This window comes from Buttiauxella gaviniae ATCC 51604, from assembly GCF_001654835.1.
Taxonomy (GTDB): domain Bacteria; phylum Pseudomonadota; class Gammaproteobacteria; order Enterobacterales; family Enterobacteriaceae; genus Buttiauxella; species Buttiauxella gaviniae.
In genome coordinates, this window is the sequence record NZ_LXEP01000003.1 from 167,605 (window position 1) to 180,753 (window position 13,149).

13 protein-coding genes and 2 pseudogenes are annotated in these 13,149 nt (G+C 45.7%); 7 read left to right on the plus strand and 8 right to left on the minus strand.

Translation table 11 applies throughout. From position 1 onward, the window contains the following. Window positions 1-54 precede the first annotated feature (54 nt). Together ydfG and M977_RS01215 are read left to right on the plus strand one after the other, a co-directional pair. On the plus strand, window positions 55-804 hold the full coding sequence (gene ydfG / locus M977_RS01210) for a bifunctional NADP-dependent 3-hydroxy acid dehydrogenase/3-hydroxypropionate dehydrogenase YdfG (RefSeq protein WP_064511729.1): 750 nt from the start codon (window positions 55-57) through the stop codon (window positions 802-804). Window positions 805-899: 95 nt separating this feature from the next. Continuing rightward, a complete protein-coding gene (locus M977_RS01215) occupies window positions 900-1,586 on the plus strand; it encodes a GntR family transcriptional regulator (protein WP_064511730.1) in 687 nt (228 codons plus the stop codon). Window positions 1,587-1,624: 38 nt separating this feature from the next. On the opposite strand, the gene M977_RS01220 is transcribed toward M977_RS01215, so the two are convergent. From M977_RS01220 to M977_RS01235, 4 genes and pseudogenes are all read right to left on the minus strand, one after another. After that, window positions 1,625-3,076 (minus strand): mannitol dehydrogenase family protein, encoded by a 1,452-nt coding sequence (locus tag M977_RS01220; RefSeq protein ID WP_064511731.1) that lies wholly within the window; start codon window positions 3,074-3,076, stop codon window positions 1,625-1,627. Window positions 3,077-3,215: 139 nt separating this feature from the next. Then, window positions 3,216-4,529 (minus strand): annotated as a pseudogene (locus M977_RS01225) (MFS transporter); the annotation flags it as partial. Between the two features lie 210 nt (window positions 4,530-4,739). Further along, on the minus strand, window positions 4,740-5,117 hold the full coding sequence (locus M977_RS01230; RefSeq protein WP_064511733.1) for a S24/S26 family peptidase: 378 nt from the start codon (window positions 5,115-5,117) through the stop codon (window positions 4,740-4,742). Next, on the minus strand, window positions 5,117-5,356 hold the full coding sequence (locus M977_RS01235) for a hypothetical protein (RefSeq protein ID WP_064511734.1): 240 nt from the start codon (window positions 5,354-5,356) through the stop codon (window positions 5,117-5,119). The genes M977_RS01230 and M977_RS01235 overlap by 1 nt, the downstream gene beginning before the upstream one ends. A 110-nt stretch (window positions 5,357-5,466) precedes the next feature. Here M977_RS01235 and M977_RS01240 point away from each other — a divergent pair, with 110 nt between their 5' ends. Then, entirely contained in the window at window positions 5,467-6,570 is a 1,104-nt protein-coding gene (locus M977_RS01240; protein ID WP_064511735.1) for an acyltransferase family protein, read from the plus strand. On the opposite strand, the gene M977_RS01245 is transcribed toward M977_RS01240, so the two are convergent. From M977_RS01245 to M977_RS01255, 3 genes and pseudogenes are all read right to left on the minus strand, one after another. Further along, a complete protein-coding gene (locus tag M977_RS01245; protein WP_157092018.1) occupies window positions 6,559-8,382 on the minus strand; it encodes a tail fiber/spike domain-containing protein in 1,824 nt (607 codons plus the stop codon). The genes M977_RS01240 and M977_RS01245 overlap by 12 nt on opposite strands. Further along, window positions 8,372-9,370: pseudogene (manD, locus tag M977_RS01250) on the minus strand (D-mannonate dehydratase ManD); the annotation flags it as partial. The gene M977_RS01245 and the pseudogene manD, both read right to left, overlap by 11 nt. A 190-nt stretch (window positions 9,371-9,560) precedes the next feature. After that, complete coding sequence (locus tag M977_RS01255) at window positions 9,561-9,887, minus strand: YnfA family protein (protein ID WP_064511737.1); 327 nt, start codon at window positions 9,885-9,887, stop codon at window positions 9,561-9,563. Between the two features lie 110 nt (window positions 9,888-9,997). On the opposite strand from M977_RS01255, the gene M977_RS01260 reads away from it, so the two are divergent. Then, entirely contained in the window at window positions 9,998-10,348 is a 351-nt protein-coding gene (locus M977_RS01260) for a DUF1283 family protein (RefSeq protein ID WP_064511738.1), read from the plus strand. 63 nt (window positions 10,349-10,411) lie between these two features. After that, window positions 10,412-10,969: a spermidine N1-acetyltransferase gene (gene speG / locus M977_RS01265; protein WP_064511739.1), complete on the plus strand. Its 558-nt coding sequence runs from the start codon at window positions 10,412-10,414 to the stop codon at window positions 10,967-10,969. Between the two features lie 47 nt (window positions 10,970-11,016). On the opposite strand, the gene M977_RS01270 is transcribed toward speG, so the two are convergent. Continuing rightward, a complete protein-coding gene (locus tag M977_RS01270) occupies window positions 11,017-12,057 on the minus strand; it encodes an oxidoreductase (protein ID WP_064511740.1) in 1,041 nt (346 codons plus the stop codon). A 279-nt stretch (window positions 12,058-12,336) separates the two neighbouring features. Here M977_RS01270 and ydgT point away from each other — a divergent pair, with 279 nt between their 5' ends. Together ydgT and M977_RS01280 are read left to right on the plus strand one after the other, a co-directional pair. Next, entirely contained in the window at window positions 12,337-12,552 is a 216-nt protein-coding gene (gene ydgT, locus M977_RS01275) for a transcription modulator YdgT (RefSeq protein ID WP_064511741.1), read from the plus strand. A 93-nt stretch (window positions 12,553-12,645) separates the two neighbouring features. Beyond that, window positions 12,646-13,098, plus strand: coding sequence for a DUF2569 domain-containing protein (locus tag M977_RS01280; protein ID WP_064511742.1), 453 nt, complete (start codon window positions 12,646-12,648; stop codon window positions 13,096-13,098). Window positions 13,099-13,149 lie beyond the last annotated feature (51 nt).

Here is a 13,149-nt window from a genome sequence, read left to right on the forward strand (position 1 = left end):
ACAGCCTTAGCGTGCTAAGGTATTGCGACATAAAAAGCGTTGAGGAACAGTGAGATGATTATTCTGGTAACCGGCGCCACTGCCGGATTTGGTGAGAGTATTACCCGTCGTTTCGTGCAACAGGGCCATAAAGTAATTGCCACTGGTCGCCGTCATGAACGTCTACAAGAACTTAAAGAAGAATTGGGCGATAGCATCATTACGCTGCAACTTGATGTTCGCAATCGCGCGGCTATCGAACAAGCGATGGAGCAATTGCCAGCCGAATGGCGCAATATCGATATTCTGGTCAACAATGCAGGTCTGGCGCTGGGCATGGAGCCTGCACATAAAGCCGACCCGGATGACTGGGAAACGATGATCGATACCAACAATAAAGGTTTGGTCTATATGACTCGCGCCGTGCTGCCTGGCATGGTTGAGCGTAACCGTGGTCATATCATCAATATTGGCTCTACCGCAGGTAGCTGGCCATATGCCGGTGGCAACGTCTATGGCGCGACTAAAGCGTTCGTACGCCAGTTCAGTCTGAACCTGCGTGCAGATCTGCATAAAACCGCTATCCGTGTGACGGATATTGAGCCAGGTCTGGTGGGTGGTACTGAGTTTTCTAACGTGCGTTTTAAAGGCGATGACGGCAAGGTTGAAAAAACCTACGAAAATGCCAATGCGCTGACCGCAGAAGATGTCACTGAAGCTGTCTGGTGGGTTGCCACTCTACCGAAGCACGTCAACATCAACACGCTTGAGATGATGCCTGTTAGCCAGTCGTTTGCAGGACTTAGTGTTCACCGCGAAGGTTAATCACCTGGCCCATACCCACAACGCGCTTCTGGGTATGGGCGATCGTACAAATAAATGTTAAATTTGCACGGCTCATCAACGATAAGAAAAAATTCATGTCACCGTCAAACTTGCTCAACCCCACACAACCTGTAAACCAACAAATCTACCGCATTTTGCGTCGTGATATTGTTCGTTGCTTAATACCGCCTGGAACGCCCCTTTCTGAAAAAGAAGTGTCGATACGTTTTGAAGTATCACGCCAACCGGTGCGCGAAGCATTTATTAAACTGGCTGAAACCGGGCTGGTACAAATTCGCCCCCAGCGTGGCACTTACGTTAATAAAATTTCTGTAAACCAGGTAAAGAATGGTTGTTTCGTCCGTGAAGCAATTGAACGTGCCGTGGTGAAACGTGCAGCGAGTATGGCAACAGATGAACATCTGTATATGCTTGAGCAGTTATTAAACCAGCAACGAACCGCCATTGACCGCAACCAGATGGATGATTTTTTCCAGTTAGACGATGAGTTCCACCAGCAGTTAGCTCTGGTCGCCGATTGTAGCCTGGCGTGGGACACCGTCGAAAATATCAAAGCGACCATGGACCGTGTGCGTTATATGAGCCTAGATCACGTCACACCACCGGAAATGTTGCTTTCACAGCATCACGATATTTTTGAGGCGCTTAAACGCAAAGATGAAGAGAGTGTGGATCAGGCGATGCATCGCCATCTGCATGAGATAAGTCAGTCAATATTGTTGATTCGCAAAGAAAAGCGCGACTGGTTTAGTGAAGAGTAATATCTCGCCCGTTTCCGGGCGAGTTTAGAACTTTATATTTAGAACTTAGCAACCGTCGCTTTCGCGCCGTTTTCACGCAGTGCCAGATAAGATTCAGTAACCTGGGCTACGAATTTGTCGGTAGCAGGTAAATCTTCACCAAAGATTGTTTTCAGCCCCAGCAGAGCTTTAACACGGGTTTCCCCTTCTTGACTTGCGCTAACCGCTTGCTCGATTGCAGACAGCAGCGGGTCACTTACTTCGATTGGATTGCCCTGCTCGTCAACACCGCCAACGTAACGCATCCAACCTGCAACACCCAGTGCCAGCAGATCAAATTTGCTGCCGTTTGCCAGATGCCAGCGAATGGAGTCTAACCAGCGTTGTGGCAGTTTCTGGCTACCATCCATGGCGATTTGCCAGGTACGGTGGCGTAGAGCCGGATTGGTATAACGTGCAATCAATGAATCGGCATATTTCGCCAGATCAACGCCCTGCACTTTCAGAGTTGGCGCTTGTTCTTGCAGCATTAATGCGTGCGCAGTACGACGATAGTTCTCATCCAGCATGCATTCAGAAATGTGCTGATAACCCGCCAGGTAGCCGAGGTATGCCAGGAATGAGTGGCTGCCGTTCAACATGCGCAGTTTCATCTCTTCGTATGGCAGAACATCTTTAACCAGTTCAGCACCCGCTTTTTCCCACTCAGGACGGCCAGCAACGAAGTTATCTTCGATGACCCACTGGCGGAATGGTTCGCATGCGATAGCCACAGGGTCAGCTACACCTGTCGCTTTTGCAACTTGCTCCAGTGTTTCTGCGGTCGCGGCTGGGACGATACGGTCAACCATAGTGGATGGGAATGTAACGTGAGTTTCAATCCATGCAGCCAGTTCTGGGTCAATCGCCTGCGCATATGCGGTGATAACGTTACGGGTGACGTGGCCATTTTCAGGCATGTTGTCGCAAGACATGACGCTAAACGCAGGCAGACCTGCCGCTTTGCGGCGAGCCAGTGCTTCAACAATTACACCCGGTGCAGATTTCGGCTGCTGTGGATTGGCCAGGTCGTGAGCAATTAATGGATGATCCAGCAAGATAGTGCCGGTTGCCGGAGTATGGCAGTAGCCTTTTTCAGTCACGGTTAATGAGACAATCGCAACTTCAGGTTGAGTCATTGCGGTAAATACCGCTTCCAGGCCATCAACCTGTGCGTGGATAGCCTCTTTCACCACACCGACAACGCGGCAATGCCATGCGTCGGCAGACATTTCAGCCACGCTATAAAGGTTGTCTTGCTTTTTCAAATCAGCAATTTGCTGTTCGCCACCAATCAGGTTGACTTCGCAGTAACCCCAGTCGCTACCATGTTCATTTGCCAGGATATCGGCGTAAACCGCTTGATGAGCGCGATGGAATGCACCGAATCCCAAATGAACGATACGGGATACCAGTTTGCTACGGTCGTATTGTGGGAGAATAGCTTTTGCAGATAAGAGCTTGTTTTCCATTTTAAAACTCGCTGAGTAGTGAACTTGGGGACTGCCACAGACTACCTGACATGGTAGTCTGCATATTGATTTGCATTAAACTTTAGTGCTTTTGGTATGACACAACAAAAAAGGTGTATAACAACTCACGCTTTAGTGTTTAAACATGCAATCCCTTTACCACGTGCTTAACAGGTGCGGGTTCGGCAGCATCTTCCAACAAGCTCAAATCACGGTCTTTCACCTCCGGCATGAGTACTGCCGAAATCAATCCAATTACAGAATAAGAAATCATCATTACTACAATTGGCCACCAGGAATCAGTCAGATTGACAAATATCCCCGCCAGCACCGGGCCAAAGCCGACAGCCACCAACCCCCCCGCCTCTTTAGATATGGCCATCCGTGTAAAGCGATTACGCGAACCGAACATTTCCGCCATGGTAATGTTTTCCAGAGCAAACAGCCCCAGAACAGCCACGTTATGAATAATAATGATCGAGGCCATAATCACATTCACGCTATTACTCTTGTCCATAATCATCGACAGCATCGGATAGGCGAGAATAATCGACGATATACTGACGATAATATAAGGAACACGGCGGCCTATTTTGTCGGACAGCCAGCCGAGGAATGGAATGGTAAAGAAGCCAATCACGGAGCTTATCATCAGGGCATCAGTTGGCACGCTTTTCTCAAACAGTAGTGTTTGCACGAGGTAACCGGCGAGGAAGGTTTGAATTAACCCAGAGTTACCCGCCTGACAAAAGCGCAAGCCTGTAGCCAACCAGAAGGATTTGCTGGTGAACATTGCTCCCAGAGAATGGGTATTATCAGTTGCTTGTTTTGCCGCAGCCGCAGTTCCGGTTTCTTCGTTTACTTTTTCAAATACCGGGCTTTCTTTCAGATTCATACGCAACCAAATGGCAAAAATCATCACCACTACGCTTGCGAGGAATGGCACACGCCAGCCCCAGGCCAATAACTCTTCTTTCGACAGGAAGAAGAACATGATAGCCCAAATGGCGGTTGCCGATAATGTGCCGCAGTTAGTCCCCATGGCCACCAGTGACGAAATAATGCCGCGTTTACCTGTTGGCGCATATTCAGCGAGCATGGTTCCGGCACCGGATATTTCAGCACCTGCGCCCAGGCCCTGAATAATACGCAGTAGAACCAGTAATAACGGGGCAAAAATACCTATTTGAGCGTACGTCGGTAATACGCCAATTAATGTGGTGCAAATTCCCATCATTGTGATGGTAATAAACAACACTCTCTTACGGCCGATGGTGTCACCCATGCGGCCAAAGAAAAAGGCACCGGCGATGCGCGCGATATAACCTGCGCCGTAAGTTCCCATCGCCAGAATCAGCGCCATGGCAGCGGATTGTTCAGGGAAAAAGATTTCATGGAAGACCAGTGCTGCCCCGAGGGAATATAACTGGAAATCCATAAATTCACGGGCTGTTTCGTTACACCACGGAATAGCCCGTATTTATCGGGAAGTAATCAGATGGTTAGCCTGCCAGCATATCCACACCATGGAATAGCATCATCTTAGCAAGGCGCTACCATGCCCCATCCATGCCCCATCACATCACCGGCACATCGTCGAACTCACCACCTCACCCATTCGCACCTACCTATACTTATATGTGAGGGAAATTGTCTCAATCAATTAGACGCAGGGGTTGCCGTCATCGTCATAAAAACGGCGATAACGATGAATGACCGTTTTCACAAGCCTAAGCACTATCACCTCTGAGTCATCATCGAACGGCGTGAAGTTACTGCCATCAAAATTGGTCATGCCGCGTCTGCGACCCAATACAAGTTTCCGTATTACCTTGTCGCCGCACACCTCAACAAGAACAACATCGCCGTGGGCAGCACGGAAATCACGCTCACATACCAGCGGCGCTCCTGCCTGCAGCTCCGGACCTACCGTTTCCTCAGCTTCGAAGATGAAACAACTTGGCCCGGTGAACTGGAATACCTCAGTGCGATAATTTATACCGCCATCCATGTAGTCAGCTGCCGGTGATGGAAAGCCCATTATCGCACACCGCCCATGTTCATCATGAAGTAAACTTTGTTCTCGCCCTCATGGTCTGTGTAGTCGCGGAACGAACGCTGATAGAACTTTATCCATTCGTTGGCTTGTCTAAGTGACCAGTGGTGATTGACCTTCTCAAGCTCGCGCACAAAGTCGGCAGCAGATACTACCTGACCCCGTACCGGGTCTTGCTTGATGGCACTGACGAACGCACTTCTGATGTCATACTCGCGCGGCATGATGAACTCCTTTATCAAAATACTGTATGTATACACAGTATTTAAAAACTGGTAGTTGATCAAGTGCTGATCAGTTGTTTGTTAGATGGTATGATCTAAGAAATTTTAATATGGCCTTTGCAAGTAAATTTAATATGCTTAAAAATGAATTGAAATCTATACAGGTTCTTCGTGCTCTTGCAGTAATTCTTGTTGTTATGTTCCATTTTAGATTTGATGCAGATGCAATAATTACAAATTCGCAGGTGGTATTTGCAAATGGCTCGATAGGAGTTGATCTATTCTTTGTGATTAGTGGTTTTATAATTTATTATGTGACAGACAATAACAAGCATGGTGTTCATGAATCTATTGTTTTCATAATAAAGCGGATATCTAGAGTGGCCCCACCTTACTATATTATATCAGTTTTGTTTGCTTATTTTTATACCGGGGATTACTCAGATTTATTTAATTCATTCCTTTTCTTGCCAAAAACTATATATGAAGCTCCTTTTTTTGGCTATCCTTCTTTGGTTGTCGGCTGGTCTCTAAATTATGAAATGTATTTCTATATTGCCACAGCCGTTGGAATTTCGATTCTTAGTAAAATAAGATGGCCAATAATATTATCATTAATGATGGCTCCAATTATATGCATGGCTTTATACTATGGAAATATATCGTTATCAAGTGCATTTATCTACACTACAAAATACCCATACCTGTCAATGATTTCAAATCCTATAATCATAGATTTTGCTCTTGGCGTTTTTTGTGGATGGATGACAAAGAAAGATTATTGTCTTAGTGATAAGTTTGTTGTTACAATGTCTATTCTTATATTCATGATTGTATATATCGGCATTTCCAGGTCGGAGCACGGCCCCATTGTGTGGGGGGCCGCCTCATTACTTATTACTTTTTCTTTTGTTGAATTAGAAAAAAGAAAGCTTATCTACTTACCGAAAACAATGATATATATTGGTAATATATCATTTTCAATTTACTTGATCCATATACCGGCACTTAAAATAATATTATATATATTCAATACATACACTCCAACGTTCAATATGACATTAAGACCTGAATGCTTATTCTTAAGTGCGTTGTTGCTAACAGCAATAATGTCTTTGGGATATCATTATATTGTAGAGAAAACATTGTGTGATACACTAAGAAAGATAATGCTATTTATCATTTATAAAACAAAAAGGGAATCAATTCCGTAGATATATATATATTTTGGCTGTCGACATCCACGGATAGGATGTCGACGTAATATTTTTGAAATGCAATATTGTTTCCCCACTTGATCCTACTGATAAGTAGGCATTATCTTCACCGAAAGAAATAGCATTAAATCGTGTCATCCTACCTTGCTTTAATATTGAATTAGCACCATCTGATGAAATCGCCCTCAACTCGTAAGAGCAATCACAATCAAAGTAAATTGGAGTAATTACGTATATCTCACCTCCTGTATATATAGCATCATTTAACATATAGTTAAATGTGTATTTAACATTGTCATTAACCGGTATGACAGCAGTGGGATATGCAAATGTTTTTTGTGTATTTAGATTTATTTGCAGTGAGTTTATTAATGATGGGGTATTAACAAGTTCTACTTTTGGCAATTCAGTGCCATAGTCATTTAAATTTACTTCTGAATTTAAAAGGCCGCTCATTTTAAATAAATATTTAACATCATACATCCATCCGCCATCCCCAATCTTTAGAGCATGGCTAACAAAAACTCCGTCTTCTTTTCCTAGCACTGTGTCTACATTTTCACAATAAATGCCATTTAGGTTTGTAGTGTAATTTTCACCAGCCAGTGTTACTGCGCGTATCATCTGTTCAAAGGAACTTCCTGAAAAATTGACATTCTGAGTATTATTTTGTAAATACAATGCATTTAGTGGTTCAGATAAACGTATACCATAACTTCTAGATGAAATCCTTGATACGCAACTAACTAGATTTGTTGCCCTTCCTAGCGAAATAGCATAGGATCCTTTTTTTGCTTCATAATCACCAACTACATCTATTTCATAGTTTGCATAAAACCCTTGAACAGAATAAATGCATACACCACAACCATGGAATGATACATCCGTTATGAAGCATCCTTGAGTAAAGCATCTTAAGTTAAATACATTTTTAATATCCACGAATTGAATTCCTCGAAAAGAGGAATTTCTTACTATTGCAGTACCAATACATTCCTCATCTGACAAACCCGAGGTATTACTAACTAATTCACCAGATTTAAAATAACCAGTCTCAAAAATAGAAGTCCCGTTGTCAATTTCTGAAACTATTGTTGTCCCACTACCTACAAAATCAACATTAGAAGGGAATATTACTTTCTTATTTAATGTATACACATAGTTACCAATTTCGACTCGTCTCCTTTGCCCATATCCATCCATTCCGGCAGCTTTAGATGCCTTCTGGAATGCATCAGATGAGTCAAAAGAGGTTTTATTTCTACCTGGATAAGCACCGAATCTGTCAACGTGCAAATGCAATGTCGTCACCCATTTTACCCCGTTTGCATCGATAATCCAGGAACCACCATCTGTATCGCCTGGATTACCTGTTTCATTAGTTCTTCGCATGACATTTGTCGCATGAGACAAATTAAATACTCCAGCAGAATCAGCATGATATTTGACAATAGTCATTGTTTGTATTGATGAAGGAAATTTTGATAGCAATGCTGATGAGAAATCACTCACGTATATAGAATTGGCTAGATCTAATAATGTAGCATCACCATAACCAATATTTCCAGCACCCGATGGCCCTGCGATCTGGCTTCGAAGTGCGGCATCACCAACATTCAGCCACTTGCCAGGACCAACTCCGCCGCTTGTTTCTGGCGCAGAATTCGCAGGCACAACTTTTGGACCGGTAGCAAATGATCCTGTCCATTTGTAATATGAATTATCATCAGGGTTAAACAACACTTCATTTGGCTTGGAAATGGTCGCTCCTGTGTCGAAGTCAACGCCGTTTAAAGTGATATAAATCAAAGTGCAGTGCGGCGGCCATGCAGACAGGTGAAAGGTCAGATGGCCCGTGTGAACCGGTGCGCACCTGGTAGAGCGAAGCAAAGTCAGCAATGCGGCGCATGCCCGTAATGCCGCCGGCATGGGTAATGGTTGTGCGGATATAATCGATGAGCTGCTCTTCAATAAGCTGTTTGCAGTCCCAGATACTGTTGAACACTTCACCCACCGCAATTGGCGTGACGGTGTGCTGCCGAATCAGACGGAAACACTCCTGGTTTTCGGCTGGAGTTGGGTCTTCCATCCAGAACAGACGATGTTCTTCAATACTTTTACCAAAGCGTGCGGCTTCAATTGGCGTCAGGCGGTGATGCATGTCGTGGAGTAAATGTTCGTTGAAACCAAATTTGCTGCGTACGGCTTCGAACAGCTTTGGCGTGAAGTCGAGATACTTTTCCGTCGACCATAACTGTTCTTCTGGCCAGTCACCTTTGGTTGCCGGTTCGTAAGACAGCCCTTTGCCTTTTGCCATGCCGTAGGTGGTTTTCATACCCGGAACGCCACACTGCACGCGTATTGCTTTGAAGCCCATTTCTTTATGGCGCGCGTAATCTTCCAGCACATCATCGATAGAATGGCCAGTGGTGTGGCAATAGACCATAACGCCTTCACGCGATGCCCCACCGAGCAACTGATATAACGGCATGCCAGCGGCTTTAGCTTTGATATCCCACAGCGCCACGTCGACCGCTGAAATCGCGGACATAGTTACTGGCCCGCGGCGCCAGTAAGCGCCTTTATAGAAGAATTGCCAGATATCTTCGATACGATGCGCATCACGGCCAATTAGCTGTGGGCAAACGTGATCTTTTAGATACGAGGCAACCGGTAGTTCACGGCCGTTTAAGGTGGCATCACCCAAGCCTGTTAAACCATTGTCCGTGGTGATTTTTAGCGTGACAAAGTTTCGCCCTGGGCAAGTGACAAATACTTCTGCTTTTACAATTTTCATTCAGGTTCCCTTACTACGCATCAGATAATTGGTATTCAATGCGTGTGAAATTAGCCTTTGAAATACTACCATACAAGTATGTAGATCGAATTTTGGCGGAGTGAGTCACAATTATTTTGTGACTCTTGCAAGGAGTTACATCAGAGATGTGGGGGGAATTGAGTGATTTTTAGAGAAAAAGAGGATCTAATCAGCCCCGGCTCCAGCCAGCAACAATGATCAACATGCCGCAGAATGCCACTGTGGCACCTATCCAGTCATAAGTACTTAATTTGACGCCATCCACCCAACGTAACCACAGCAAAGCGGTCACAACGTACACCCCGCCGTATGCGGCATAAACGCGCCCACTGGCAGTGGGGTGTAGGGTTAACAACCAGACAAATATCGCAAGAGAGAAGGCGGCGGGAATCAACAATAGTGGAGAACCTTCACGCTTTAGCCACAGCCACGGTAAAAAGCAACCAATGATTTCAGCAAGAGCGGTGGCAAAAAAAAGCAAGGTTGTTTTGATCATATTGAACAATCTCTGGGATAATGAGGTCAATAATGGGTCGTCTGGTACGTACCCCACTTCATAATTTATTTACTTTAATAAGTCGGGCTTCACCCTAAAAGGAAACAGCAATGAACACAATCCTTCGCAAACGTCTCACCATGGCAATTCTGCCATTGGCGTTGCTGCTGAGTGCATTTGCGTTTGTTCAACCACTCCATGCTCAGACCAATAAGCTGATCATTGAATCTGGTGACAATGCGCAGACTCGCCAGGATGCGGCGATGGACAAAGAGCAATGGAATGACACACGCTCTCTGCGCCAAAAAGTGAACAAACGCGCCGAAAAAGAGTGGGACAAAACCGACACGGCTTTTGATGCCCGCGATAATTGCCAGAAAAGTGCTAACGTTAACGCTTACTGGGAACCTAACACCCTACGTTGCCTGGACCGCCGCACTGGTCGAACTGTTGCACCCTAATTTTGTACTGTTACCCAATAAGGCTTCTTAACGGGAGCCTTATTCACTTTGAAAGGAATTCAAATGAGCCACGAGCTACAAATCAAGCTTCGCCCACTGGAGCGCGAGGATCTCCGCTTCGTCCATCAACTGGACAACAACGCAAGCGTGATGCGCTATTGGTTTGAAGAGCCCTATGAAGCGTTTGTCGAGCTGTCGGACCTTTATGACAAACATATTCACGATCAAAGTGAGCGTCGTTTTGTTATCGAGTGTAACGGCGAAAAAGCAGGTCTGGTCGAACTGGTTGAAATTAACCATGTTCACCGCCGCGCTGAATTTCAGATAATTATCTCACCGGATTATCAGGGCAAAGGGCTGGCGACTCGCGCCGCTAAACTCGCCATGGATTACGGCTTTATGGTGTTGAATCTGTACAAGCTGTATTTGATTGTTGATAAAGAAAATGAAAAAGCCGTGCACATCTATAAGAAGCTGGGCTTTATGGTAGAAGGTGAATTAATCCATGAATTCTTTATCAATGGCGAATACCGCAACACCATTCGTATGTGTATTTTCCAGCATCAATATCTGGCCGAACACAAAAGTAGTGGCACTATTTTAAAACCGACTGCGCAGTAATCAATGTGGTGGATGTCGCTTACGCTAATCCACCCTACAAATCCCTGTTACGCCAGATTCAACGTTGCGCGGTGTTTCGCAGATTCCATACCCAGCTCGATCATTTCCATGACCTGAATCGCCTGCGCCGCAGGAACCGGGTTCTCTCCGTGTCCGGTCAGTGCATCACGAATCCCCGCATAGTAAGCCGGATAATTACCCGGAACCGTCAGCAATGTTTGCTCGGTCATCACCTCACCTTGCGCTAACGTTAATACGCCATCACGCATATCATACCCCCAATCCTCTTGCGGCAAACGTTCGCCAGATTTAAGGCGATCTTCCTGCGGATCCAAACCATATTTGATATAGCTGCCGCGCGTACCATGGACGATATAGCGAGCAGTTTCTGCCGCAGCAAGCAAAGTGCCATGCAGCACGACACGACGCTGTGGATAGGCCAGCACAGCATGGAAGTAGTCCGTTGCTTGCGCGCCTGGACGCAACTGACCCAAATCCACGGTCAGACTAACCGGTAGCCCGAAAAGATTCAGCGCCTGATCGATAAGATGTGGCCCTAAATCGTACCAAATCCCGCTCCCAACACCCGCCTGTTCACGCCAGCGATTACGTACCTGTGGGCGGAAGCGGTCAAAATGCGACTCAAAGTACGCGACCTCACCTAGCGTCCCATCTGCCAGTAACGTTTTCAGCGTTAAGAAATCGCTGTCCCAACGGCGATTGTGGAACACTGAAAGCAATAAGCCGCAGCTTTTAGCCAGCGCATCAAGTTCACGTGCTTGTGACAACGTCACGGTAAAGGGTTTATCGACAACGACATGCTTACCGGCTTCCAGCGCTGCTTTAGCCAGTGGGAAGTGCGTATCGTTTGGGGTCGGAATAACAATTAAATCGATATTTGGGTCATTAAACAGATGATGAGGATCAGAGACTACCGGCATATTTGGCCAGTCAGCATGAACTTTCGTGGCATCGCTGCTGGAAACCCCGGCCAGAACCATACCCGGCGTGCCCACAATTAAGGGGGCATGAAACGTCTTGCTGGCGTAACCGTAACCGATTAATCCAACACGAATGTTATCACTCATTTTCTTTCCTCAAATTTTTGGACAACCTATTGGATACTATCCTGGAGATTGTAACAACAGGTAATTATATTGTTGCGTTCTGGTTGCGTGTTCATCAGCCGACCGTCTTATTGCCAGCGTTCCTGGGCTCAGTTATGCCATTAACCTGCTCATGAAAACTCCTAAAAAATCAATCAGGAGCATTAGGTTATATATATGAATGAGCATTTCCGTTTACTATTCACGCACACCCTACGCACAGCGTGCCCTGTTCATTTACTGCATGGATAACTACACCTCATGACTGCTCTCGATTATTTAATGAAATTTCGTAAAATCAGCTCGCCTGAAAGCCTTGAAAAACTCTTCGACCATCTTAATTACACCCTGACTGATAATACTGACCTGATGAATATGTATCGCGCGGCCGATCACCGTCGTGCTGAATTAGTTTCTGGGGGGCGGTTGTTTGATTTAGGTTGTGTGCCAAAATCCGTCTGGCGATATGTTGTCTAGTGCCGCGACGGTAGCAAAGTGTTGAAAAAACCTTATAATCCCCCCGCCTTATGAATCGCATAAGGAAAGTCTTATTATTTATCGGGAGGAAACATGGCGACTACCCAAGTCTCTACGCAGGCACCACGTATTGCAGGCTGGCTCCTGGCCCCTCTCGCATGGCTATTAATGACCTTACTCAGCAGCAGTATTGCTCTGGCCATTTATCTTATGATGCTTATCTCCCCAGAAAGCCATCGACTTATGAGCGCACAAGGCCCCAAAATGGTCGTGCTCTGGTACACCTCTATCGCCTGTGCGATTGCCATGTGGGGTTATACCGTGTGGTTGACTATCGCCTTCTTCAAACGCCGTAAGAATGTGGTACGTCATTATATTCTTTGGTTATTGCTGTCGGTGTTGTTGGCGATTAAAACCTTCGCGTTTTCCCCAGTGAGTGACGATCTGGCATTACGTCAGCTAATGTTCCCTCTGTTGGCTGCAGCCTTGCTGGTTCCTTACCTCAAGCGCTCGCAACGCGTGAAGCAAACATTTATTAAGCCTTAATTACGCGGTAATAACCCTATAAACGCCCAGTTGTCGTCATCTTGCGGTTAG